This is a genomic window from Achromobacter sp. 1L-A-4-B-C2, assembly GCF_057291955.1.
In genome coordinates this window covers 293,801-316,923 of sequence record NZ_JBXAWP010000002.1, presented here as the reverse complement: position 1 = coordinate 316,923, position 23,123 = coordinate 293,801, and the positions used below count along the sequence as shown (strand labels likewise).

The 23,123-nt window shown below is 64.4% G+C and carries 21 protein-coding genes; 12 read left to right on the top strand and 9 right to left on the bottom strand.

Features of this window, described 5'->3' with window-relative positions; genetic code table 11:
• The first annotated feature begins 129 nt into the window (after positions 1–129).
• A complete protein-coding gene (gene glnL, locus AC0Z35_RS08825; protein WP_046804936.1) occupies positions 130–1,194 on the top strand; it encodes a nitrogen regulation protein NR(II) in 1,065 nt (354 codons plus the stop codon).
• Positions 1,194–2,696 carry a nitrogen regulation protein NR(I) gene (gene ntrC, locus AC0Z35_RS08820; RefSeq protein WP_046804935.1) on the top strand — a complete coding sequence of 501 codons (1,503 nt, stop codon included), beginning with the start codon at positions 1,194–1,196 and terminating at the stop codon, positions 2,694–2,696. Before glnL ends, ntrC begins: the two co-directional genes overlap by 1 nt.
• Before the next feature lie 75 nt (positions 2,697–2,771).
• Here ntrC and AC0Z35_RS08815 read toward each other — a convergent pair whose 3' ends face one another.
• The gene (locus AC0Z35_RS08815; RefSeq protein WP_046804934.1) at positions 2,772–3,686 is read right to left on the bottom strand and encodes a LysR family transcriptional regulator; all 915 of its coding nucleotides are present in this window, start codon (positions 3,684–3,686) and stop codon (positions 2,772–2,774) included.
• A gap of 178 nt (positions 3,687–3,864) precedes the next feature.
• On the opposite strand from AC0Z35_RS08815, the gene AC0Z35_RS08810 reads away from it, so the two are divergent.
• The 3 genes from AC0Z35_RS08810 (at position 3,865) to AC0Z35_RS08800 (ending at position 6,676) form a co-directional block, all read left to right on the top strand.
• The gene (locus AC0Z35_RS08810) at positions 3,865–4,563 is read left to right on the top strand and encodes a pirin family protein (protein WP_485131788.1); all 699 of its coding nucleotides are present in this window, start codon (positions 3,865–3,867) and stop codon (positions 4,561–4,563) included.
• A gap of 103 nt (positions 4,564–4,666) precedes the next feature.
• A complete protein-coding gene (locus AC0Z35_RS08805) occupies positions 4,667–5,572 on the top strand; it encodes a pirin family protein (RefSeq protein WP_046804932.1) in 906 nt (301 codons plus the stop codon).
• A gap of 126 nt (positions 5,573–5,698) precedes the next feature.
• Positions 5,699–6,676, top strand: coding sequence for a Bug family tripartite tricarboxylate transporter substrate binding protein (locus AC0Z35_RS08800; protein WP_485131787.1), 978 nt, complete (start codon positions 5,699–5,701; stop codon positions 6,674–6,676).
• Positions 6,677–6,736: 60 nt separating this feature from the next.
• Here AC0Z35_RS08800 and AC0Z35_RS08795 read toward each other — a convergent pair whose 3' ends face one another.
• The 3 genes from AC0Z35_RS08795 to AC0Z35_RS08785 all read right to left on the bottom strand — a co-directional run bounded on the left by AC0Z35_RS08795 (position 6,737) and on the right by AC0Z35_RS08785 (position 10,346).
• A complete protein-coding gene (locus tag AC0Z35_RS08795) occupies positions 6,737–7,513 on the bottom strand; it encodes an ABC transporter ATP-binding protein (RefSeq protein ID WP_104143983.1) in 777 nt (258 codons plus the stop codon).
• A 5-nt stretch (positions 7,514–7,518) separates the two neighbouring features.
• A complete protein-coding gene (locus AC0Z35_RS08790) occupies positions 7,519–9,189 on the bottom strand; it encodes an ABC transporter permease subunit (RefSeq protein WP_314355644.1) in 1,671 nt (556 codons plus the stop codon).
• Between the two features lie 113 nt (positions 9,190–9,302).
• On the bottom strand, positions 9,303–10,346 hold the full coding sequence (locus AC0Z35_RS08785) for a Fe(3+) ABC transporter substrate-binding protein (protein WP_046804928.1): 1,044 nt from the start codon (positions 10,344–10,346) through the stop codon (positions 9,303–9,305).
• A gap of 262 nt (positions 10,347–10,608) precedes the next feature.
• Here AC0Z35_RS08785 and AC0Z35_RS08780 point away from each other — a divergent pair, with 262 nt between their 5' ends.
• Entirely contained in the window at positions 10,609–11,385 is a 777-nt protein-coding gene (locus AC0Z35_RS08780; protein WP_006219651.1) for a ferredoxin--NADP reductase, read from the top strand.
• 79 nt (positions 11,386–11,464) lie between these two features.
• Here AC0Z35_RS08780 and AC0Z35_RS08775 read toward each other — a convergent pair whose 3' ends face one another.
• Genes AC0Z35_RS08775 through AC0Z35_RS08765 form a run of 3 tightly spaced genes read right to left on the bottom strand, consistent with a single transcriptional unit; the run spans position 11,465 to position 14,214 of the window.
• Positions 11,465–12,430, bottom strand: a complete 966-nt coding sequence (locus tag AC0Z35_RS08775) for a Bug family tripartite tricarboxylate transporter substrate binding protein (RefSeq protein ID WP_104143920.1) — start codon at positions 12,428–12,430, stop codon at positions 11,465–11,467.
• A 42-nt stretch (positions 12,431–12,472) separates the two neighbouring features.
• Entirely contained in the window at positions 12,473–12,859 is a 387-nt protein-coding gene (locus AC0Z35_RS08770; RefSeq protein ID WP_485131786.1) for an AtuA-related protein, read from the bottom strand.
• Positions 12,856–14,214: an acyclic terpene utilization AtuA family protein gene (locus AC0Z35_RS08765; protein ID WP_485131785.1), complete on the bottom strand. Its 1,359-nt coding sequence runs from the start codon at positions 14,212–14,214 to the stop codon at positions 12,856–12,858. The genes AC0Z35_RS08770 and AC0Z35_RS08765 overlap by 4 nt, the downstream gene beginning before the upstream one ends.
• A 96-nt stretch (positions 14,215–14,310) precedes the next feature.
• Between AC0Z35_RS08765 and AC0Z35_RS08760 the strand changes: the two genes are divergently transcribed.
• The 5 genes from AC0Z35_RS08760 to AC0Z35_RS08740 all read left to right on the top strand — a co-directional run bounded on the left by AC0Z35_RS08760 (position 14,311) and on the right by AC0Z35_RS08740 (position 19,577).
• Positions 14,311–15,225 (top strand): LysR family transcriptional regulator, encoded by a 915-nt coding sequence (locus tag AC0Z35_RS08760; RefSeq protein WP_046804924.1) that lies wholly within the window; start codon positions 14,311–14,313, stop codon positions 15,223–15,225.
• Positions 15,226–15,334: 109 nt separating this feature from the next.
• Positions 15,335–15,721, top strand: a complete 387-nt coding sequence (locus AC0Z35_RS08755) for a Rid family detoxifying hydrolase (RefSeq protein WP_046804923.1) — start codon at positions 15,335–15,337, stop codon at positions 15,719–15,721.
• A 38-nt stretch (positions 15,722–15,759) separates the two neighbouring features.
• Positions 15,760–17,850 carry an ATP-dependent DNA helicase RecG gene (gene recG / locus AC0Z35_RS08750; RefSeq protein ID WP_046804922.1) on the top strand — a complete coding sequence of 697 codons (2,091 nt, stop codon included), beginning with the start codon at positions 15,760–15,762 and terminating at the stop codon, positions 17,848–17,850.
• A gap of 82 nt (positions 17,851–17,932) precedes the next feature.
• The gene (locus tag AC0Z35_RS08745; RefSeq protein ID WP_046804921.1) at positions 17,933–18,883 is read left to right on the top strand and encodes a LysR substrate-binding domain-containing protein; all 951 of its coding nucleotides are present in this window, start codon (positions 17,933–17,935) and stop codon (positions 18,881–18,883) included.
• Between the two features lie 193 nt (positions 18,884–19,076).
• Positions 19,077–19,577, top strand: a complete 501-nt coding sequence (locus AC0Z35_RS08740) for a Dps family protein (protein ID WP_046804920.1) — start codon at positions 19,077–19,079, stop codon at positions 19,575–19,577.
• A 173-nt stretch (positions 19,578–19,750) separates the two neighbouring features.
• On the opposite strand, the gene AC0Z35_RS08735 is transcribed toward AC0Z35_RS08740, so the two are convergent.
• Positions 19,751–20,347 carry an RBBP9/YdeN family alpha/beta hydrolase gene (locus AC0Z35_RS08735; protein WP_120157478.1) on the bottom strand — a complete coding sequence of 199 codons (597 nt, stop codon included), beginning with the start codon at positions 20,345–20,347 and terminating at the stop codon, positions 19,751–19,753.
• 371 nt (positions 20,348–20,718) lie between these two features.
• On the opposite strand from AC0Z35_RS08735, the gene AC0Z35_RS08730 reads away from it, so the two are divergent.
• Positions 20,719–21,846 (top strand): branched-chain amino acid ABC transporter substrate-binding protein, encoded by a 1,128-nt coding sequence (locus AC0Z35_RS08730; protein WP_046806307.1) that lies wholly within the window; start codon positions 20,719–20,721, stop codon positions 21,844–21,846.
• A 165-nt stretch (positions 21,847–22,011) separates the two neighbouring features.
• On the opposite strand, the gene AC0Z35_RS08725 is transcribed toward AC0Z35_RS08730, so the two are convergent.
• The gene (locus AC0Z35_RS08725; RefSeq protein ID WP_046806306.1) at positions 22,012–23,100 is read right to left on the bottom strand and encodes a sn-glycerol-3-phosphate import ATP-binding protein UgpC; all 1,089 of its coding nucleotides are present in this window, start codon (positions 23,098–23,100) and stop codon (positions 22,012–22,014) included.
• Positions 23,101–23,123: the final 23 nt, after the last annotated feature.

Below are 23,123 nucleotides of genomic sequence, written 5' to 3'. Positions count from 1 at the left end.
GCGCACCACCAGGTCGCGGCTCGACGGTTTGTCCGCCAGGCGTTACGCCTGGCGGGCAGGGCGCCGGGTTCCGGCGCCGCCGTCGCGGGCGCGTTCCGCTTTTCCCCTGTCATTCGGGTACGTTGAAAAATGAATGTAGAAGCTCTCGATCTGCTTGCCACGTCCGTTTTCCTGGTCAACGAGCGCGGTCACATTGAGTATGCCAACGCCGCCGCCGAAGATCTGTTCGGCCGCTCGCGCAAGCAACTCTGCGGGCACTCCGCCGCCACGCTGTTCGACACCCCAGAAAACATCCAGTCCTCCATCGACCGCGCCGCTGCCGGCAGGTACGCCGACGTCAGGCAATTGGCCTCGTTGCGCCGCGCCGCCGAATCCGTCGAAGTCGCCGTCACCACGGTGGGGCTGACGGGCCAACGCTGGCCGGTATTGATCGAGACGCGCGAGATAGAACAGCGCGTGCTGGCCGACCGCAACCATCGCCTGGTTGACGAGATCGAAGCGCATCGTGAACTGCTGCGCAACCTGGCGCATGAAGTGAAGAACCCCTTGGGCGGTTTGCGCGGCGCCGCGCAATTGCTCGAAGCCGAGCTGCCCAGCGCAGCGCTGGCCGAATACACCCAAGTCATTATTTCCGAAGCCGATCGCTTGCAGGCGCTGGTGGACCGCTTGAGCGGCCCGCAACGTGTGCCGCTGAACGCGCGGCCGGTGAACATCCACGAGATCTGCGAGCGCGTCTGCGCCCTGATCCAGGCTGAATTCCGCAACGACGTGACGATCCTGCGTGACTACGACGCGTCGGTGCCTGATTTGAAGGGCGATGCGGCCCGCTTGATGCAGGCGGTGCTGAACGTGGCCCGCAATGCCGCACAAGAGTTGGTCGCGCGCCCGCAGGGGCCGCAGACGGAGCCCGGCGTGGTAACGCTGCGCACCCGCGTGGCCCGCCAGGTCATGCTGGCCCATCGGCAACACCGGCTGGCGCTGGTGCTGTCCATTATCGATAACGGTCCCGGCGTGCCGGACCACATCCGCGACCGCATTTTCCACCCGCTGGTCACGGCCAGGGCCGGCGGTACCGGGCTGGGCTTGAGCCTTGCCCAGGACTTCGTGCAACAGCACGGCGGCATCATCGAATTTGAATCCCGACCCGGGCGTACCGAGTTTCGCCTGGTCCTACCGATGGAGCCCGCACACTGATGAAACCCGTATGGATCGTCGACGACGACCAGGCCATCCGCTGGGTCCTCGAAAAGGCCCTGGCCCGCGCTGGTGTCCCCACCCGTAGTTTTTCCCAATCGGCTGATGTGCTGGAAGCGCTGTCGCGCGAAACGCCCGTCGCCTTGGTCTCCGATATCCGCATGCCAGGCGGCAACGGCCTGGAGCTGTTGCGCCAACTGAAGGAACGCCACCCCGGCCTGCCGGTCATTGTGATGACCGCGTTTGCCGATCTGGACAGTACCGTGTCCGCCTTCCAGGGCGGCGCGTTCGACTACCTGGCCAAGCCGTTCGACGTGAACGAGGCGGTGGCGCTGATTCAACGCGCCATGCAGGAATCCGCGCAGCCCGAAACGCCCGAAGGGCAGGGCGAGTCCGCGCAGAACAACGAACGCTGGATGATGACGCAGTCGTCATCGACGGCAATGCAGGAAGTGTTCCGCGCCATTGGCCGGCTGGCCCAGTCCAAGGTCACGGTGTTGATCACCGGCGAATCGGGCACGGGCAAGGAACTGGTGGCCCGTGCGCTGCATGGCCACGGCGTGCGTGCCAGCGGCCCCTTCGTGGCGCTGAACGCGGCGGCCATTCCGCGTGATCTGCTGGAAGCCGAACTGTTCGGCCACGAGCGCGGCGCCTTTACCGGCGCCAACAACCTGCGTCGTGGCCGCTTCGAAGAAGCGCATGGCGGCACGCTGTTCCTGGATGAAATCGGCGATATGCCGATCGAATTGCAGACGCGATTGCTGCGTGTGCTGGCCGAAGGCAGCTTCTATCGCGTCGGCGGCGCGCAGCCGGTGCGCGTGGACGTGCGCATCGTGGCAGCGACCCACCAGCCGCTGGAGCAACGGGTCGAGCAGGGCTTGTTCCGCGAAGACTTGTTTCACCGTCTGAACGTGATCCGCCTGCGTCTGCCGCCTTTGCGCGAGCGGGTCGAAGACATCCCTGCGCTGGCACAACATTTCCTGACCGCCAGCGCCCGTACGCTGGGCGTGCCGGTCAAGCGCTTGACCCCGGACGCCTTGGCCGTGCTGACCAAGTTCGACTTTCCGGGCAACGTACGCCAACTGGAAAACTTTTGCCATTGGCTGACGGTGATGGCGCCCGGGCAGACGGTGGATCGGCAAGATCTTCCGCCGGAAATCCGCGCACTGGAACATCAGCAGCAACAGCCCGCGATGGCGCCGTTGCGTCCGGCCGCGCCCATCTCGGGTATTGGCACCGTGGTGCAGGCCGGGCAGGGGCAGGGCGTGGACGACGGCGCGCCGCGCAACTGGCAGGACTCCTTGCTGCGCGATGCCCAGTATCGTTTGGAGCGCGGCGAGCCGGCCGTCATGGCAACGCTGACCCGCCAGTTTGAAAAAATCCTGCTGCAAAGCGCGCTGGACGCCAGCCGCGGGCGCCGCGTGGAAGCGGCGTCGCGGCTGGGAATTGGCCGCAACACCATCACGCGCAAACTGCGCGAACTGGGTATTGAGGACGAGTGATGTGACGGGGCGTGATGTGGCGCGGACGCCAGCCCATCACCCCCGTCACCCTTCATCCCTTCACCGCTTCACCCGCTACCCCAGCCCCAGCAGGCTTTCGCACAATCGCGGCGACTTCAGCTTCTGCAACCACCACTTCAGCGCTTCACCCGGCGCTTCCGCGCGCCAGGCGTAGGCCACGTGCTCGGTCAGCGACATCCCCTCATCGGTTTCGCACACCACCAGCAAGCCTTGCGACAAGTACGGCGCCGCCATCGTCATCGGCAAGTAGCCGCAACCCAGCCCGCGCACCTGCGCGTCGATCTTGGCCTGCATCGACGGCATCACCAGCGTGGCTTGGTCGGCCAGAATGCCGCGCGATTGCGGCGGCAGGTTGCGTGACGTATCCGCAACCACCACGGCACAGTATTGCGTGATGTCGCCCCGGCTTAGGGGCTGCGGCAACGACGCCAAGGGGTGATGCGCGGCCACGCAGAACGCAAACTGCGTCGTGCCGATGGCTTGCGACCGATACGGCCCCGTGGGCTCGGCATTGGCGCCGGCGCCTATCACCAGGTCGGCGCGGCCCGACGTCAAGGCGTCCCAGTTTCCACTTAGCACTTCGCTGGAAAAACGCAGCGTCGTCGCGCTTTCCAGCGTCTGGAATTCCTCGATCAGGTCATACAACGGCCGCCAGGGCAGTACGGCGCTGACCGCAATCCGCAATTCCACTTCCCAGCCCGTGGCGATGCGTTTGACGCGGCACGCCAGGTCGTCCAGCGACTGCAACACGTGCCGGCCATCTTTCAGCAGCGTTTCGCCGGCCGGCGTCAGCAGCGCGCGGTGGCCCGAGCGATCGAACAACAGCACATCCAGCCCGTCTTCCAGCTTGCGGATGGAATAAGTAACGGCCGAGGGCACTTTGCCCAACTCGCGCGCCGCCTTGGCAAAGCTGCCATGACGGGCAATGGCGTCCACCAGGATGAGCAATTCGGGGGTAATGGGCTGCATGAGGGGCATCGCCAGGGGCGTTCAAAAAAGTTGAATGATCTCGTCAAAATATAGCGCCAAACGGCGGTTCCAGCGCGCGCAGAATATCACTCATGCCAGGGATGCAGCACACAGGCAACACCAAGAAACCAGGCCCGCACCCCTACAACCATTCATATTATTGAAACAGGAGTCCACAATGCTTACGATTCGCCGCGCTAACGAACGGGGTCATGCCAACCACGGATGGCTGGATTCTTTTCATACCTTTTCCTTCGCCAACTACTACGACCCCGCTCACATGGGCTTTGGCTCGCTGCGCGTGATCAACGATGACCGCATCGCCGCCGCTCGCGGTTTTGGCACCCACGGTCATCGCGACATGGAAATCATTACCTATGTGCTGGATGGCGCCATCGCCCACAAGGACAGCATGGGCAGCGGCTCGACCATCAAGCCGGGCAATGTGCAGCGCATGAGCGCCGGGCGTGGCGTGATGCACTCCGAGTTCAACCCGCTGTCGGATGCCGAAACGCACATGCTGCAAATCTGGATCGAGCCCAACGTCACCGGTATTGCCCCGGAATACGAAGAGCGCGAGTTCAGCGATGCGCAAAAGCGTGGCCGCCTGCAAGCCCTGGTGTCGCCGGATGGTGATGACGGGTCGATGAAGATTCATCAAGACGCGCGCCTTTACGGCGGTCTGTTTGATGGCGAGGAATCGGCCACGCTGACGTTGGCGGCCGGCCGGCGCGCCTGGGTGCACGTGGCGCGTGGCAGCGTGACGGTCAACGGGGTTGAACTGTCCGGCGGCGACGCCGTGGCGATCACGGACGAAACCCGTGTCGAGCTGTCCGGCGGCAAGAACGCCGAAGTGCTGGTGTTTGACCTGGCGTAAGCCTTGAGCGCCGGGCGGAAATGGATTCCGCCCGGCGATTTGTTTTGACGAGGCCGCTGGGCCTTAACATGGCCCTTGGCCTATTCATGCGGAGTACTGCACCATGTCCACCTTGTCTGAAGCCGGCGAAAGCCAGATCGAAACCGTCGTTGTGCCGCGCACCACCGACTTGGGCGGTTTTTCCGTCCGCCGCGCCATCCCGTCGGCGCAGCGTCGCACGGTAGGTCCGTTTGTTTTTCTGGACCACATGGGTCCCGCCGATTTCGACGTGGGGTCTGGCATTGATGTGCGGCCGCATCCGCATATTGGCCTGTCTACCGTCACCTATCTGTACGAGGGCTCGATGGTGCACCGCGACGGCGCGGGCAATACCAAAACCATTCTTCCGGGCGAAGTGAACTGGATGACGGCAGGGCGCGGCATCGTGCACTCCGAGCGTTCGTCGCCCGAGGCGCGCCTGGCGCCGCAACGCCTCTGTGGCCTGCAAATCTGGGTGGGCCTGCCCACCAAGTACGAAGAGACGGACCCCGGCTTCACGCACTACGGCCTGGATGCCCAGCCCGTGATCGAAGGCGAGGGCGTGCGTGCGCAAGTGGTGGCGGGCTCGCTGTTTGGCAAGACGTCGTCGGTCAAGACGCTGTCGCCGCTGTTCTATGGCGACCTGCAGTTGCAGGCGGGCGCCACGACGGTGCTGCCGGCGGAATACGAAGAGCGCGCGGCGTATCTGGCGCAAGGCACGGTCGAAGTCGACGGGCAGGTGTTTGAAAGCGGGCGTCTGGTGGTCTTTGCGCCCGGCCGGCCGGTTCAGATACGCGCCATCACGGCAGCCCGCTTCGCCGTCATTGGCGGCGAGCCGCTGGATGGTCCGCGTTATGTCTGGTGGAACTTCGTGTCCAGCAGCAAGGACCGGATCGAGCAAGCCAAGCAGGATTGGCAACGCACCCGTTTCGACCAGGTCGTGCCTGGCGACGAGACGGAATTCATCCCGCTGCCCGAACCGCGCGCCTGACCGCGTAGTCGTCGCGAATAGACGTCGCGAATAGACGTCGCAAATAGTCTCGACGCCCCTGCCGCGCAAGCCCTGCGCGGCAGTATGATGCGCCTCCAATCTTTGACAACAACAGGATGGAGACACATGCATCGCTATACGTTCAATCTGGTGCGCGGCGTGGCCGCGCTGGCGCTGGTGCACGGCGCGTCCGTGTCGGTGGCCGCGGGCTACCCGGCCAAGCCCATCACCTTCATCGTGCCGTACACGGCCGGCGGCACCACCGATTTGGTGGCGCGCACGGCGGGCCAGAAGGTCGCCGAAAAACTGGGGCAACCGGTCATTGTTGAAAACCGCCCCGGCGCGGGCGGCAATATCGGCATGGACGCGGTGGCCAAGGCCGCGCCGGACGGCTACACGATCGGGTTCGGCGCCATTTCGACCAACGCGTTGAACCCCTTCGTCTATCCGAAGATGCCGTTCGATCCCACCAAGGACTTCACGGGCGTCAGCATGTTGGGCGCGTCGTCCGTGGTGCTGGAAACGGGCCCGGCCTTGAAGGTCGACAGCGTGAAGGATCTGGTCGCCTACGCCAAGCAGCATCCGGGCACGTCGTTCGGCACGCCGGGCACGGGCACGTCCATGCATCTGGCCGGCGCGATGTTCGACCAGCTGACTGGCGCGGGCATGCAGCACATTCCGTACAAGGGCAGCGCGCAGGCGCTGAACGATTTGCTGGGCGGGCACTTGCCTGTGATGTTCGACAACCTGCCGGCGTCCCTGCCGCACATCAAGTCCGGCAAGGTGCACCCGCTGGCGGTTACGGGCAGCAAGCGCGCGCCCGCGTTGCCGGACGTGCCGACGCTGGCCGAACTCGGGTACTCGGGTGCGGTGGTCGACCCCTGGTTCGCCGTGTACGGCCCGGCGAACATGTCGCCGGAAGCCACGCGCGCCTTAAGCGAAGCTTTCCAGTGGGCGTTGGCGTTGCCCGAAGTCAAGGACAAGCTCGAGCAAGCTGGCTTCATGCCCTATGGCTCGACGCCGGAAGAAGTGCAACGCCTGACCGCCAGCCAGTACGAGTCGTTCAAGGCGCTGTCGCAAAAGGTGAAGCTGTCGGCGGACTAAGCGCCGACGCGTGTCGCCACGACTGCGCGCCGAATGCGGGATGGAAATGCAGAATGGAAATCAGCGCCCGCGGGCGAAAGCCTGCTCGCGCTGTTCTTCCAACGCTTCGCGGCGGATGAAGTCGCGCACGAAATCGTTGCTGGGCTGATGGTGCAGGTTGTACGGGGTGTCCCATTGCGCGATGCTGCCCCGCGTCATGACGCCGATGCGGTCGGCAATAGCGAAGGCTTCGGCCTGGTTGTGCGTGACGAGGATGGCCGTGTGGCCGGTCGTTTTCAGGATGTCGCGCACTTCAAACGCCAGGCGTTCGCGCGTGTCCACGTCCAGGTTTGAGAACGGTTCATCCAGCAACAGCAGGTCGGGCGAGGGCGCCAGCGCGCGCGCCAGCGCCACCCGCTGCTGCTGCCCGCCCGAGATTTCATGCGGATAGCTGGCGGCGGCGTGGGCCAGGCCCACCAGTTCCAGCATTTCTTCGACGCGCCGCGCACGCTCGGCACGCGGCAGCTTGCGCAGGCCAAAAGCCACATTCAGCGCCACCGTCAGATGCGGGAACAGAGCGTAATCCTGGAACATCATGCCCACGCGCCGGTGCTCGGGCGCGACCTGCTCGGTGGCCGACGAAATGACGGTGCCGTCCAGCAGGATGCGGCCCGCGCGTACCGGCTCGAAGCCGGCAATGGCACGCAGCACGGTCGTTTTGCCGCAGCCCGATTCACCCAGCAGGCAGCCGATATGCCCGACAGGCAGGCCCAGCGACAGGTCTTGCACCACGGGCTTCAGGCCCTTGGGCGTGTCGTAGGCCAGGGAAAGATGTTCGATTTCTAGCAGATCGGGCACGATGATCAATGTCCCATTTTCAGATTGGTGCGCGCCAGCAGGATGACGGGCAGAAGGCCGGCCAGCACGATTGCCAGCGCCGCGACGGCGCCTTCCTCGTACGTGCCGCGCGCGGCTTCGGCGTAGAGCCAGGTGGCCAGCGTGTCGAAATTCATGGGGCGCAGCAGCAGGGTGGCGGGCAGTTCTTTCATGGCGTCCACGAACACCAGCAGCGCGCTGGCCGCCAGGGCGGGGCGCAGCAGGGGCAAGTGCACGCGGCGCAGCGTGCCGCCGGATGTCTCGCCCAACAGGCGCGACGCCTGTTCCAGCGAAGGCGGAATGCGGGCGAGTCCGGCTTCCAGCGCGCCGGTCGAAATGGCCAGGAAGCGGATCACATATGCGCACACCAGCGCCGCCATGGAACCCATCAGGAACAGGCCCGTTCCGCCAAAGACCTTGGCCACCGCCGTGTCGATCCAAACGAACGGCGTCAGCAGGCCAATGGCCAGCACGGTGCCCGGCACGGCGTAGCCCAGGCTGGCAATGCGGGCGCAGGCGCGGCCGGGGTTGAAGCCGGCACTTTCGCGCAGGGTGCGCCCCGCCCAAGCCACGATCAGGCCGCATAGCAACGTGACGATGGTGGCGCTGAACGCCACGATCAGCGTGTTCGACAGGCCGTTAATGAGCTGGTCCGATACGCCACCGACCTGGTCCAGGCGCTTGTAGGTTTCCACGATCAGATAAAGCGCGGGCGCCACAAAGCCCAGCACCACGGGTATCCACCCCAGCAGCGTAGCGATGGCGGCGGCCGGGCCACGCAGGCGGCGCGGCTGCATCGGGCGCATGCGTTGCGTGTTGGCATAACGCTGGCGTTTGCGGCCGTGCCGTTCCAGCAGGATCAGGCCGATCACGATGGCCAGCATGGTCAGCGCGATCTGCGCCGCGCCGGCCAGGTCGGAACGCGTGACCCAGGTGGTGTAGACCGAGACGGTCAAAGTCTGCACGCCCAGGAATTCCGAGGCGCCGATGTCGTTCAGCGTTTCCAGCAGCGCCAGGCTCACGCCGACCACGATGGCGGGCCGTGCCAGCGGCAAGGCCACGCGGCAGAACACGGCGATGCGGCCGGCGCCCAGCGTGCGCGCGGCTTCCAGCAGACTGGCCGCCTGTGTCATGAACATCACGCGGGTGCTGAGGTAGACGTAGGGGTACAGCACGAAGCCCAGCACGAAAATCGCGCCATAGATGGAACGCAGGTCGGGCAAGCGGAACTGGCGCGGGCTGTCATAGCCTAGCAGCGCGCGGATGGCGGTCTGGATGGGGCCGATGGGGTGCAGCAGATCCAGGTAGGCGAACGCGATGATGTAGGTGGGCACCGCCAGCGGCAGCAGCAGCGCCCAGGTCAGCACGCGACGCGTGGGGAAGTCGTAAGCGGTCACCAGCCAGGCGGCGCCCGTCCCCAATAGCGTAACGACCACGCCCACCCCGGCAAGCAGAATGGCCGTGTTCGCAAGCGCCTGCGGCAGCACGTAGCTGGCCAGATGCTGCCAGTGCGAAAGTTCCCCGCCCAGCGCCCACCAGCCCAGCGTCAGCACCGGGGCCAGGACGGCCAGGGCAATCAGGCCCGCGCCCGCCAGCCAGCCGGCGCCGCGTTCGGTCCAGCGCAGACGCATCGGCCGGGGCAAAGATTCAGTGTGCATGCTTCAACGTTGATGGCATCAATGGCAAGGCCTGTTCCCTTCAAAAAAGGGAACAGGCCCAATACTGTTCGATGGCCACTGGACGCTTGTGGCGTCAGGCGGCCATCCAGGGATCAGTTGTCGAAGCCGACCTTGTCGACCAATTCGCTGGCTTGCTTGCGATGCTTGGCGATTTCGGTCAGGGGCAGGGGATCCACCTTCAATTCACCAAAGCTGGCGATGACCGGGTCCAGCTTCACGCCCTTGCGCACGGGGTATTCGTAATTGGCCTGGGCGTACAGCGCCTGGGCCGGTTCGGATACCAGGAAGTCCAGCAGCTTGATGGCGTTGGCCTTGTTGGGCGCGTGCGCGGCCACGGCGGCGCCGCTGACGTTCACGTGCGTGCCACCGCTTTTTTCGCTGGCGAACGTGGGGCGGATGACCTTGATGGCGTCGCCCCATTTGCGGGCGTCGGTGCCGGGTTCGGCGTTCTTCATGTGGCCGACGTAGTAGGCGTTGGCCAGGCCGATATCGCAAATGCCGCCCAGGATGTCACGCGCCACGTCGCGGTCGCCGCCGGCAGCCTTGCGGGCCAGGTTGGCCTTGACGCCACGCAGCCATTTTTCAGTGGCCTCGGCGCCGTCATGCGCGATCATGGAGGCGACCATGGCGGTGTTGTAGGGATGCTGGCCCGAACGGATGCAGACCTTGCCCTTCCACTTCGGGTCGGCCAGGTCTTCGTAGCGGAAAGATTCCAACTTCAAATCCTTTTCCACGTACAGCACGCGGTCGCGCAGCGACAGCGCGTACCACTTGCCGTCGGCGCCGCGCAGGTTGGCGGGGATCACCGACTCCAGCGTTTGCGACTTGACGGCCTGCGTCACGCCGCCATCAACCAGGTCCAGAAGGTTACCGATATCCACGGTCATCAGCACGTCGGCGGGCGACTTGGCGCCTTCGGCCTTGACGCGTTCCAGCAGGCCGTCCTTAACAAATACCGTGTTGACCTTGATGCCGCTTTCTTTGGTGAAGGCGTCCAGCAACGGTTGGATCAGCTTGGGTTCCCGGGTGGTATACAGGCTGACTTCTTCCGCGGCGTTGGCCGATACGGTGAAGGCGGCGGCGCCGGCCAGCGCCAGGGCGCGCAGCAGCGAATTCAATTGGGGACGCTTGGTCATGTCGGGAAACTCCGGCTAGGGCTGCAGCGGAAAGGGCAGGGTCTTGCAAGCCTTTCCGCTGCTTAAAACAGTCTGCTAACGAAAATGATTATCAACTGAGAACGCGACAATAACAGGAAGCAAAGACGCGTTCAACTCTTCGTAAGCGGCACTGTTCCAGCCTTGATTCCTATCAATACGTCATAAGCGTATTACGGAATAATGAGACAAGTTCCCAACAAGACCTGTAGAATAGGGACAACCCTAATAAGCGAATTCCGACATGGCTGCTTTCAACACAGAGCGCGTACTTAGCGTGCACCACTGGAACGACACCCTGTTCTCCTTCACCACGACGCGTGACGCGGCCTTGCGGTTCCACAACGGCCACTTCGTCATGATCGGCCTGGAAGTTGAAGGCAAGCCGCTGCTGCGTGCCTACAGTATCGCCAGCGCCAACTACGAAGAAAACCTCGAATTTCTCAGCATCAAGGTGCAAAACGGCCCGCTGACGTCGCGGCTGCAGCATCTGAAAGAAGGCGACACCATCCTGGTCAGCCGCAAGCCGGTTGGCACGCTGGTCGTCGACGACCTCAAGCCCGGCAAGCATCTGTTCCTGTTCGGCACGGGCACCGGCCTGGCGCCATTCATGAGCATCATCAAAGACCCGGACATCTACGAACGCTTCGACAAAGTCATTCTGGTGCATGGCGTGCGTTGGGTCAGCGAACTGGCCTACGCCGACTTCATCGAGAAAGAGCTGCCGAACAATGAATTCTTCGGCGATGTCGTGCGCGAAAAGCTGGTGTACTACCCCACCGTCACGCGCGAGCCGTTCCGCAACCAGGGCCGCATCACCGAGCTGATGGAAAACGGCAAACTGTGCGATGACATCGGCATCCCCCAGATCAATCCCGAAACCGATCGCGCCATGATCTGCGGTAGCCCGCATATGCTGGCCGACATCAGCGCCATGCTGGACAAGCGCGGCTTCACCGTGTCGCCGGGCGTGGGTCAGCCGGGTGACTACGTGGTTGAACGCGCATTCGTGGACAAATAAGTCACCGTCTTGCGGCAGTAAAAAGCCCCATCGCATGCGATGGGGCTTTTTTATGTTCGTCAGGCGGAGACGTCGCGGATCATTCCGGTTGAATGCCGGCCTTTTTGATGATGTCGCCCCACTTCTTCGATTCCGCTTGCTGGAAGGCAGCCAGCTCGTCCGGCGTGGACGTGGCGGCGTCGGTGCCCGTCTGTGCGTAGAACTGCTGGGCCGGCTTGGTCTTGGTGGCCTTCACCAGCAATTCGTTCAGACGCTTGACGACATCGGGCGGCGTGCCGGCCGGCGCATAGGCCGCGAACCAATAGCCCATTTCGTAACCCGGCACACCGGCTTCCGCAATTGTCGGCACGTCGGGCGCCAACGGCGAACGCGCGGTGCCCGTCACGCCCAGCGCGCGCAATTTGCCCGACTTGACCTGCGGCAGGCCGGTAGCGGTGTCGGTGATCATCATGTCGATCTGGCCGCCCAGCAGGTCGGTGACCGCCAGCGGGTTGCTCTTGTACGGCACATGCAGCAGTTGCACGCCCGCCATCTGCTGCAACAGTTCGCCTGCGATCCGGCTGCTGGAGCTGCCGCTGCCAAAACTCAGCTTGCCCGGTGACTTCTTGGCTTGCGCCAGGAAGTCTCCCACCGTCTTGGCCTGCGAATTGGGGTTCACCACCATGATCTGGCCGCCTTTGCCCAATAGCGAGATCGGCGCAAAGTCCTTGACCGGCTGGTAGGTCAGCGATTTGTACAGATGTTCGTTGGCGGCGTGCGTGGTATTCGTGGTGATGAGTACGGTGTAGCCGTCCGGCGCGGCGCGTGCGCCCGCCGCGGCGCCGATCATTGCGCTGGCACCCGGCTTGTTTTCAATGACGACCGCCTGACCGGTCTGCTCGGTGACACCCTGGCCAATCGCGCGGCCGATCTGGTCGGTGGCGCTGCCGGCCGCAAAGGGCACGATGAACGTGATCGGCTTGGTGGGGAACGACTGGGCCAGCGCGGTCAGGGGCAGGGCGGCGGCCAGCAACAAGGCCAGGCGGCCCTTCGATGAAATTCGCATGTTGTGTCTCCTGTGATGCTTTTTTTATAAGGGGTGGAAAAATCAGGCGGCCGCTGGGCGGTCACCGGGTACGTCTGGCAGCCGGCGTGCCAGTTCAGGGCTGACCTCCACCGTCAGGTCCAGCAATCGAAAAGACAGGCTCTTGCCGTGCGTGTCCAGGTTCAGGGCATCGTTTACACCGCCGTCCAGCACGCCTTCCAGTACGAAATTCATGGCGTGCAATGTCGGCAGCAGATAGCGCGTGACGCGCGCGGGGTGGCGATACGCAAACCACTCGGCCACGCGCGCTTCAGTCACTTGGGACACCAGCACGTCGTAGCACTCCGGGTCCCAGGCGATCAGGCTCAGGTTCGAGATGTCGCCCTTGTCGCCCGAACGGCTATGGGCCAGGCGGTACAGCGGCACGGCCCGCATGTGGGAAGAATTCATGGCGCGATGGCCTCCAGGAAAGTCCAGCCGCTGTGCACGGCATCGCGGGCGATGGTGCAGGACACCATGTTCAGACGCGGGCGCAACGCGGTGCGCACGCCGCCGCCGCCAGCCGGGCCGCAGGTGTACAACGCGGTCACTTCGCGCAGGATGCGTTCGGCTTGGGCGCGGTCGGCGTGTTCGCCAGCCAGGCGCAGGCGCACGTCGCGCGCATGCGAGTCGGGCAGCGAGCGCCGCATTTCGCCCGCGTCATCGCCAAGGATGCTGATCGCGCCGATCAGGTCGGCGCGTAGCGTAAAGCCGGCCCCAAGCCGCTTTTGCACGATGTCCGCAGCCAGGCGCGCGCGGGCTTCCGCTTGCACTCCCGCGTAGGAAATCTCGGCTTCGGCCAACCAGCCGCCTCGGTAGCAGACGTTGACCTTGAGCTCGTCCGGGCGGGCGTGGCCCGTAATGCCGTGCACCGCGACGCGGTTGCCGCCCAGTTCCACAACGCGAGCCTGGCTCAGGTCCGCCACCACATCGGGTGTCAGGTAGCGCGCCGGGTCGTGGACTTCGTACAGCAGTTGTTCCTTCACCGTGCGCGCGTCCACCGCGCCGCCCGTGCCATCCGCCTTGCTGATGACGAATCCGCCGTCGGCATGGATTTGCGCAATCGGAAAGCCTGCCGCGTGCACGTCGGGCACTTCTTTCAAACCGGGCACGCAGAAATAGCCGCCCGTCACTTGCAAGCCGCACTCCAGCATGTGGCCGGCCATGGTGGCGCGACCCAGGCGCGGCCAGTCCGCCGCGTCCCAGCCAAAGTGAGCCAGGGCGGGGCCCAGCGTCAACGAAGGGTCCGCCACACGGCCCGCCACGACGATCTGGGCGCCGGCCATCAGCGCTTGCGCGATCTCGGTGGCCCCCAGATAGGCGGTTGCGCTGACGACATCGTGTCCGGTCAGCGCGTCGCCCAGCCGCTCTTGTAGCAGCGCGCGTTGCTCCGGCGTGTTCAACGCATCGCCGTAGACGACGGCGATGCGCGGCGTGGGCAGGCCCTGTTCGCGCGCAATGGCGGCAATGCGCCGGGCGGCGGCTTCCGGGTTGGCCGCGCCAAAGTTGCTGACAATGTTGATGCCATGGCGCAGGCAGTCGGCCAGCACGGGGGACACCAGGTCGTCCAGCAGCGGCTCGTAGCCTCGGTTGGGGTCGTCGTTGCGTGCCAGTTGCGCCAGCGCCAGCGTGCGCTCGGCCAGTGTTTCGAAGATCAGCGTGCCGCCGCCCTGGGCGGCCAGCGTGCGCACCACGGCGGCGGCGCCGTCGCTGCGGTCGCCGGAAAAGCCAGAGGCGCAGCCGATAAGCAGGGGAGATTGAGGCATAGGGGGTCCAGTCGGGCCTTGCGATGTCAAGCCACTATAGGCATGCGCCCATCATCCGTAAAATAGAAAGATCGGATCAATTGATAGAGAAAAGCCATGAATCTATCCGCCCGGCAGTTACGCGCGTTTGTCGCCCTGGCCGACGAACGCCATTTCACGCGCGCAGCCCAGCGCTGCCACCTGACGCAGCCGGCGTTCAGCGCCCTGATCCGCCAGCTGGAAGACAGCGCCGGCCTGCGGCTGTTCGACCGCAATACCCGCCACGTTGAATTGACCGCCGAAGGGCGGGTGCTGGACGCCTCGGCCCGCCGACTGCTGGCGGATATGGACCTGGTCATGGAAGACATGCGCGACCATGCCGCGCGTCGACGCGGGCGGGTCGCCTTGGCCGCGCTGCCGTCGCTGGCGGCCGGCTGGCTACCGGGCCTGCTGGCGCGCTTTGGACAAGCACACCCCGGTATCGTGGTGGACCTGCGCGACGCCTTGCTGGACCCGTGCCTGGACATGGTCCAAAGCGGGCAGGTTGATTTCGCCCTGGCGTCGCGGCGCGCCGACATGACCGACCTGGACAGCGAATTCCTGCACGCCGACCGCTACTTCCTGGTGTGCCGGGCCGACCACCCGCTGGCGACCCAGCCCCGCGTCCGGCTGCGCGATATCGCAAAATATCCTGTCATCCAGCTTGCGCGCGGCAGCAGTGTGCGCAAACATCTGGACGAAGCGTTCGGTGCCGACGCGCCTTTGCCAGTGTTTGAAGTCGAGCATCTGGCCACTGTGACCGGCCTGGTCCGTGCCGGCCTGGGCGTATGCGTTGTGCCCGCCATGACGCTTTTTCACTTTGCCAGCAATGACTTGCGCGTGGTGCCTCTGGCGGGTCGCGCATTGACCCGGCCGCTGTACCTGGTGCAGCGCCGTGGCCGCAGCCTGTCGGTTGCGGCGCAGGCGCTGGCCGACTTGCTGATCGCGCATCGTGGCGATATTGGCGGGGCCGGCCATCAGCCGTCTGCATGAAACCGGATTTCGTCCGTGCCTGCGTCATCCGGCCACTTTCGCAAATGTCTATTGCTGGATAAACTTCGATAGTTGTAGCTTTCTATCCGTCAACCGAAGGATTCCGCCCATGAGCAAGCAAATCATCCATACCGACGCAGCGCCCGCCGCCGTTGGCCCTTACTCGCAAGCGGTTGCCGTTACCGGCACCAAGACTGTCTACTTGTCGGGCCAGATCGGCCTGGAGCCGGGCACGGGCGATCTGGTCTCTGAAAACTTCGACGCGCAAGTGCGTCAGGCCTTCGCCAACATGCAGGCCGTAATCACCGAAGCCGGCGGCACGCTGGACAACGTCGTCAAGCTGACCTTGTTCCTGACCGACCTGGGCAAATTCACCGCCGCCAATTCCATCATGGCCGAGATCATTCCGCAGCCGTTCCCGGCCCGCTCGACCATTGGCGTGGCCAGCCTGCCCAAGGGCGCGCAGTTTGAAGTCGAAGCCATCATGGTTCTGTAAGGCGGCCCCGTACGCAGCATTCCGAGGTTCGTTTCTTGATGCCGGCCGCGGCCGTGGCTTCCAAGCGACCCGGCGCCGATAAGAACGGCGCCGGCAAACCGATGACGGATACCGAGCGCAAGCTTCGGAATCTGGGTCTGGTGCTGCCCGAGGACTTCGTGCTGCATCTGCCACTGCGCTACGAAGACGAAACCCGCGTTGTGCCCATCAGCGCCTTGCGGCCCGGTTATGCCGGACAGGTCGAAGGCGAGATTACCAAGTCCGAGGTCCAGTACCGGCCTCGGCGCCAACTTACTGCGACGCTGGCGGACGAGACCGGCGAAATCCAATTGCGCTGGCTGAACTTCTACCCCAGCCAGCAAAAGCAGATCAGCGTGGGCAAACGCCTGCGCGCCCGGGGCGAAGTGCGCAGCAACCTGTTCGGGCGCCAGATGGTGCACCCGCGCATGACCAATGCCGACGCGCCTTTGCCCACGGCCCTGACGCCTGTGTATCCCACCACCGAAGGCCTGCCGCAACTGACGTTGCGCCGCGCCATCGCCCAGGCGCTGGACCGCGCCGACTTGTCCGACACCTTGCCGCCCGAAGCGCTTGAACGCTACGACCTGCCGCCGTTCGAGCCCGCCATTCGTGCGCTGCACACCCCCGCGCAAGGCGAATCGGAACAGGCGCTGCTGGACCGGGTGCATCCCGCATGGCGCCGCATCAAGTTTGATGAATTACTAGCCCAGCAGTTGTCGCTGGCCGCCGCGCGCGCCGCCCGTCGCATCAAGGAAGCGGAATCGCTGCCCGTGCGCAATGAGCCGGGTGGCCTGGTCGCCAAGCTGTATGCGAATTTGCCGTTCAAATTGACCGCCGCACAAGAACGCGTTGTGCAGGAAATCTCGGCCGACCTGGCCAAGCCCTATCCCATGCACCGTTTGCTGCAAGGCGATGTGGGCAGCGGCAAAACCGTCGTCGCCGCCATTGCTGCCGCGCAGGCCATCGCGGGCGGGGCGCAGGTTGCGCTGATGGCTCCCACAGAAATCCTGGCCGAGCAGCACTTTCACAAGCTGGTGTCGTGGTTGCAGCCGCTGGGCGTGAACGTCGCGTGGCTTAGTGGCAGCTTGACCGCCAAGGCGCGCCGCGAGGCCGCCGCTGCTGCGGCTGACGGCAGCGTGCAACTGGTCGTCGGCACTCAGGCCATTATTCAAGACCACGTTGAATTTCATCGACTGGGCCTATCTATTGTTGACGAGCAGCACCGCTTTGGCGTGGGGCAGCGCCTTGCGCTGACCAAGAAGGGCGAAACCGTGCGCGGCCGCATCGTGCCGCATCAGCTGAACATGAGCGCCACGCCCATTCCGCGCACGCTGGCCATGACGTTCTTTGCCGACCTTGACGTGTCCGTCATTGACGAACTTCCGCCCGGCCGCACGCCTGTGTTGACCAAGCTGGTGTCGGACGCGCGGCGCGAAGAAGTCATCGCCCACGTCGCCCAGGCGGCTCGCGGCGGCCAACAAGTGTATTGGGTATGTCCGTTGGTCGAAGAAAGCGAAGCGCTGGAATTGCAAACGGCGGTGGACACCTACGAAGGCATGCGGGTCGACCTTCCCGATTTGCGCATCGGCCTGGTTCACGGCCGCTTGCCGCAAGCGGAAAAGGCCGCCGTCATGCAGGCATTTCGCGAAGGCGAAGTGGACCTGCTTGTCGCCACCACCGTCATCGAAGTGGGTGTGGACGTGCCCAACGCCTCGCTGATGGTCATTGAACACGCCGAACGATTCGGGCTGGCGCAGTTGCACCAGCTGCGCGGGCGGGTAGGGCGCGGTACCGCTGAATCGGTTTGTGTGCTGCTGTACCAGACCCCGTTGTCCCAGGTTGCGCGCGAACGCCTGCGTGCCATGTTTGAAACGTCGGACGGCTTCGAGATTGCCCGGCGCGACCTGGAACAGCGCGGCCCTGGCGAGTTCCTGGGTACGCGCCAATCGGGCATGGCGCTGCTGCGCTTTGCCGACCTGGAAACTGATGCCTCTATCGCGGAAGACGCGCGCGATGCCGCGGTGTGGTTGCGCGCCGAACATCCCGCCGCCGTCCAGGCGCACCTGGCCCGCTGGATGCGCGGCCGCGAAGACTTCCTGCGGACCTGATGCGATGCGGCCCGTCCTACACCTGACTCATTCAAGCGCCGGCCCCAAGGCCCGCGCGTAACTTCCGGGGGCGCAGTCCACCATGACTCTCACCGAACTCAAGTACATCGTCGCCGTCGCGCGTGAACGCCATTTCGGGCGGGCGGCCGAAGCCTGTTTCGTCAGCCAGCCCACGCTGTCGGTCGCGATACGCAAGCTGGAAGACGAGCTGGGCGTGACGCTGTTCGAACGCGGCGGCGCCGAGGTCGGTGTTACCCCCATCGGTCAACGCATCGTCGCGCAAGCCCAGAAGGTGCTGGAAGAAAGCGCCAGCATCAAAGAGATCGCGCGGCAAGGCCACGACCCGCTGGCCGGGCCGTTGCGCGTCGGCGTCATCCATACCATCGGCCCTTACTTGCTGCCCAAGCTCGTCCCCGTGCAAATCGGCCGCACGCCGCAGATGCCATTGCTGCTGCAAGAGAACTTCACCGTGCGTCTGGTGGAACTGCTGCGGCAGGGCGAAATCGACTGCGCCATCATGGCACTGCCGCTGCCCGAGGCGGGCTTGGTGATGCAGCCGTTGTACGACGAACCCTTCATCGTCGCGGTACCCAATGACCACGAACTGGCGCAAAGAAAATCCATCGATGCGCAGGACCTGAAGCAGCAGACCATGCTTCTGCTAGGCAGCGGCCACTGCTTTCGTGACCAGGTGCTGGAGGTCTGTCCAGAACTGTCGCGGTTCTCGGCGGCCAGCGACGGCATCCAGCGCACCTTCGAGGGCTCGTCGCTGGAGACGATCCGCCACATGGTGGCCGCAGGCATCGGCGTGACCGTGTTGCCGATCACCGCCGTCCCCGAGCATCCGCCCAGCAACAGCCTGCTGCGCTATCTTCCGTTCGACGGCCACGTGCCCGAGCGCCGCGTCGTCCTGGCATGGCGCCGCAGCTTCCCACGCCTGGCCGCCATCGAAGCCTTGGCGCAAGCGGTGTACGAGTGCGAGTTGCCGGGCGTGAAGATGCTGTCTGACGAGGCGGCGGCGGTGCAGGACTGATCTTTGCCTGGCGCGTTGCCCGCGTCGCCGCCTTACCGCCGTAGCGCCGTAGCGCCGTCCGCGGCTCCTTGCGGCACATTTGCGCAGGGTCAAAGCGGCGGCCCGCAAGCCCTTGTTTTATGCGGATTCCCCGCCATTTCATCATCTTTGCAGTGGTATCCTTCTTTCGTACTTTTCCCAATAGGAGCTAGCAATGGCCAAGTCCCCCAAGAAGACCCCGAGCGTTCCGCGCATCAACATCGGCATTTCGGACAAGGACCGCGCGGCCGTCGCCGGCGAATTGTCCAAGCTGCTGGCCGACTCGTACACGCTGTACCTGATGACGCACAACTTCCACTGGAACGTCACGGGGCCCATGTTCAACACGCTGCACCAGATGTTCATGACGCAGTACACGGAAGAGTGGACCGCGCTGGACAGCATCGCCGAACGCATCCGCGCCCTGGGCCACTACGCGCCGGGTACGTACCGCGAATATTCGAAGCTGTCGTCGATTGCCGAACCGGAAACCGTGCCGGAAGCGCTGGAAATGGTGCGCCTTTTGGTTAGCGGCAACGAGTCGGTTGCCAAGACGGCACGTTCGGCGTTCGAGAAGGCCGACGCGGCTAACGACCAGCCCACGGCTGATCTGCTGACGCAGCGCTTGGATGTGCATGAAAAGAATGCATGGATGCTGCGGAGCTTGCTGCAGTAAGCTCCACATCGGATCTCTTGGGGATTTGATCGGACGGACATAGCCGTCCAGCAAGTCTGACAAAAGCTGAATCGGGACCACAAACGGCCGCCTACTGGCGGCCGTGTTCATTCTGTGCCGTTTTGTTACGTGGCTTTCCCGCGAACCACCTACGTCTATCTATCAAGGCAAGTTCAAAATATCCCACACGCCGGCACCGGCGGGATTCTCTTCGCCGGCGTCGGGATCCTCCAGGACGCCCGGCGTCTCAGCGCCCCAAATATCTTCAACCCCTGCGGCCATTCCTCCAGCCCGCTTTCCGCGTTGATATGCCCCGCACCCGAAAGCACCACGACCCGACTGCCCCAATCCTCGGCAAACTTGCGCGCGCGTTCCAATCGGCAGTAGGGGTCGTCGTCGCTGGCCACGACCACGCTTTGAAAGGGCAGGGGTTGGCGGGGGATAGGTGCGAAGGCGCGCAGGCAGGCGGGGGCGTCGGGGCGTTCGACGTCGGCCGGGGCGACCAGCAGCGCGCCGGCGACTTTGGCGCGCAGGGGGATGGGCAGGGACGCGCTGATGAGGCAGCCCAGGCTATGCGCTACCAGCAGGACGGGGCTGCGCGCGCGGTCGACTTCGGCGGCCAGCGTGGACACCCATTCGGCGGGCGACGGGTTTTCCCAGTCGCGTTGTTCGATGCGCACGGCATGGGGCAGCGTGGCTGCCCAGCGGGATTGCCAGTGCTCGGGTCCGGAGTTTTTCCATCCGGGGACGATGATCGGTTGGAGTCTCATGGCGGCCATCTTGCCGCGCGGCGCTTGTAACTCAAACGAATAAATCGTCTTTTGCATATACCGCACCGGGTATAAGGCCAGGCCAGCCCGGAATGCGGCCTGCCTGTCCGACCTCGCCCTACCGGAAGGCAGCCCTTTCTATCAAACGTCGCCCGGGCTGAAGCGGGCGCCGCGTATCGAAGAAGGCTTTGCACGATGCGGCACCACCGCGCCCGGACCCCGCCGGAAGTCGGGCCGGATGGGCATAAAAGCCGCATTCTTTCGGTGTATGCTTGCCGTGCAAAAGCACCGTGGCGGGGCGTGAACTTATTGGTATCCGGCGTCCGCCCGCTACGAAAACCAATGATTAAAGCGATTAAAGGAGTCCACTCATGAAGCCAGTATTTCGTCTGACCCCGGTCATCGCGGCGCTGGGAGTCGCCGCTGGCCTGACGTTTGCCGCGGGAGCGCACGCGCAAACCATCAAGATCGGCGTGGTCGGCCCCACCACGGGCGCCGTTACGCAATATGGCGACATGGTCCGCGAAGGGGTGGATACCGCCATTGAACGCATCAATGCCGCGGGCGGCGTCAACGGCAAGAAGCTGGAAGCCGTGGTGATCGACGACGGCTGCGAGCCCAAGCAAGGCCCGGTTGCCGCGAACCGCGTCGTGAACAGCAAGATCGGTTTCGTGGTGGGCCACGTGTGCTCGGGCGCGACCATCGCTGCCGCCGATATCTATAACAACGAAGGCGTGGTCATGGTGACACCGTCGGCCACGGCGCCCGCGGTCACCGACGGCAAGAACTACGAGTTCATCTTCCGCACCATCGGCCGCGATGACCAGCAAGGTCCCGCCGCCGCCAAGTTCGTGCTGGAAAAGATCAAGCCGAAGAAGGCCGCCGTGCTGCACGACAAGCAGTCGTATGGCCAGGGCATCGCCACCGCCGTCAAGAACGACCTGGAAAAGGGCGGCGTGCCCGTCGCGATTTTCGAAGGCGTCAATGCCGGCGACAGCGACTACTCGGCCGTCATCACCAAGCTCAAGGCCCAAGGCGTGGACTTCGTCTACTACGGCGGCTACCACCCCGAAATGGGGCTGTTGCTGCGCCAGGCCGCCGAGCAAGGCGTGAAGGCCAAGTGGATGGGTCCGGAAGGCGCGGGCAACCCGGACATCAACGCCATTGCCGGCGATGCCGTCGAAGGCATGTTGCTGACCCTGCCGGCCGACTTCACCCAGAACGCCGCCAACGCAGACATCGTCAAGGCGTTTGAAGCCAAGAAGCGCAACGCGGGTGGCGCGTTCCAGATGACGGCTTACACGGCCACCCAGGTCATTGCCGACGGCATCAAGGGCGCCGGTAGCGACGACCCGACCAAGGTTGCCAAGTACCTGCACGCCAATTCCTTCGACACGCCGATCGGCAAGGTGTCGTGGAACAAGCAGGGCGACCTGACGAACTTCCAGTTCGAGGTCTTCACCTGGCACAAGGACGGTTCCAAGACCGTCTATAAGTAATACCCGGCAAGTAATACCGGGAAGTCATGCGCGGGCGGGCGCAAGCCCGCCGCTGCATAAGAAAACGGACCGCAAGCCATAAGGCGCGCGGTCCGTTTTTTTATTGCCGGGCAGGCGGGGGAACGCGGCGGCCGAATGGCCGGCCGGGGGCGCGCCCCGATAGGCTTACAGCCCCTGTACGCGGCGACCGGTGTCGGCTTCGAACCAGTGCAGCGGGTGGCGGCCGTCCGGGCCGACGTTGACGCGGTTGCCCACCTTGGCGGACGACTCCGACAATTGGCGCGTCGTGCAGCGCACGACCAGCGTGGTCTTGCCGCAGCGGCAGTGCACCAGCTGTTCCGAACCCAGCGTCTCGACCATTTCAACTTCAGCCGGCACGCCTTGCGTGTTCAGCAGCATGTGCTCCGGACGCATGCCCATGATGATCTTGCGGCCGCGCACTTGCGAGGGCACTTGCAGCGGCGAGATTTCCAGCGGCGTGCCGTCGGCCGTCTGCACGGTACCGTCGCCTGCCACCTGTACTTCCATCAAGTTCATCGGGGGCGAGCCGATGAAGCCGGCCACGAACGTCGAGGCGGGCTTTTCGAACACTTCCATCGGCGTGCCGATCTGCTCGGGCACGCCTTGGTACATGACGATCATGCGGTGCGCCAAGGTCATGGCTTCGACCTGATCGTGCGTCACGTACAGGCTGGTCGTGCCCAGGCGGCGGTGCAGCTTCATGATTTCAAGGCGCATCGCCACGCGCAGCTTGGCATCCAGGTTCGACAACGGTTCGTCAAACAGGAAGACCTTGGGCTCACGCACGATGGCGCGGCCCATGGCCACGCGTTGGCGCTGGCCGCCGGACAGCGCGCGCGGGCGGCGGTCCAGCAGGTGGCCCAGTTCAAGAATCTGCGCGGCGATGTCAACGCGCTTCTTGATCTCGTCCTTGGAGAACTTGCGGATCTTCAAGCCATAGGCCATGTTTTCAAACACGGTCATGTGCGGGTAGAGCGCGTAGTTCTGGAACACCATCGCGATGTCGCGTTCGGCGGGTTCCAGGTTGTTGACGACCTTGTCGTCGATGACGATGTCGCCGCTGGTCACGGTTTCCAGGCCGGCCACCATGCGCATCAGCGTGGATTTGCCGCAGCCGGACGGGCCGACGATGACGATGAATTCGCCGTCTTTGACATCCATGTCGATGCCATGGATGACCGGCACATTACCGGCATAGGTTTTCTTGACGTTACGGAAGCTGAGAGTAGCCATGTTTATTCGTGTTCGGAGTCGTG

Coding starts and splice junctions, on each gene's coding strand:
- AC0Z35_RS08770 (WP_485131786.1), bottom strand. CDS start 12,859: ATGAATTCTTCCCACATGCGGGCCGTGCCGCTGTACCGCCTGGCCCAT.
- recG (WP_046804922.1), top strand. CDS start 15,760: ATGCCGGCCGCGGCCGTGGCTTCCAAGCGACCCGGCGCCGATAAGAAC.
- AC0Z35_RS08725 (WP_046806306.1), bottom strand. CDS start 23,100: ATGGCTACTCTCAGCTTCCGTAACGTCAAGAAAACCTATGCCGGTAAT.
- AC0Z35_RS08805 (WP_046804932.1), top strand. CDS start 4,667: ATGTCCACCTTGTCTGAAGCCGGCGAAAGCCAGATCGAAACCGTCGTT.
- AC0Z35_RS08735 (WP_120157478.1), bottom strand. CDS start 20,347: ATGAGACTCCAACCGATCATCGTCCCCGGATGGAAAAACTCCGGACCC.
- glnL (WP_046804936.1), top strand. CDS start 130: ATGAATGTAGAAGCTCTCGATCTGCTTGCCACGTCCGTTTTCCTGGTC.
- ntrC (WP_046804935.1), top strand. CDS start 1,194: ATGAAACCCGTATGGATCGTCGACGACGACCAGGCCATCCGCTGGGTC.
- AC0Z35_RS08765 (WP_485131785.1), bottom strand. CDS start 14,214: ATGCCTCAATCTCCCCTGCTTATCGGCTGCGCCTCTGGCTTTTCCGGC.
- AC0Z35_RS08815 (WP_046804934.1), bottom strand. CDS start 3,686: ATGCAGCCCATTACCCCCGAATTGCTCATCCTGGTGGACGCCATTGCC.
- AC0Z35_RS08730 (WP_046806307.1), top strand. CDS start 20,719: ATGAAGCCAGTATTTCGTCTGACCCCGGTCATCGCGGCGCTGGGAGTC.
- AC0Z35_RS08785 (WP_046804928.1), bottom strand. CDS start 10,346: ATGACCAAGCGTCCCCAATTGAATTCGCTGCTGCGCGCCCTGGCGCTG.
- AC0Z35_RS08790 (WP_314355644.1), bottom strand. CDS start 9,189: ATGCACACTGAATCTTTGCCCCGGCCGATGCGTCTGCGCTGGACCGAA.
- AC0Z35_RS08760 (WP_046804924.1), top strand. CDS start 14,311: ATGAATCTATCCGCCCGGCAGTTACGCGCGTTTGTCGCCCTGGCCGAC.
- AC0Z35_RS08775 (WP_104143920.1), bottom strand. CDS start 12,430: ATGCGAATTTCATCGAAGGGCCGCCTGGCCTTGTTGCTGGCCGCCGCC.
- AC0Z35_RS08780 (WP_006219651.1), top strand. CDS start 10,609: ATGGCTGCTTTCAACACAGAGCGCGTACTTAGCGTGCACCACTGGAAC.
- AC0Z35_RS08745 (WP_046804921.1), top strand. CDS start 17,933: ATGACTCTCACCGAACTCAAGTACATCGTCGCCGTCGCGCGTGAACGC.
- AC0Z35_RS08810 (WP_485131788.1), top strand. CDS start 3,865: ATGCTTACGATTCGCCGCGCTAACGAACGGGGTCATGCCAACCACGGA.
- AC0Z35_RS08740 (WP_046804920.1), top strand. CDS start 19,077: ATGGCCAAGTCCCCCAAGAAGACCCCGAGCGTTCCGCGCATCAACATC.
- AC0Z35_RS08800 (WP_485131787.1), top strand. CDS start 5,699: ATGCATCGCTATACGTTCAATCTGGTGCGCGGCGTGGCCGCGCTGGCG.
- AC0Z35_RS08755 (WP_046804923.1), top strand. CDS start 15,335: ATGAGCAAGCAAATCATCCATACCGACGCAGCGCCCGCCGCCGTTGGC.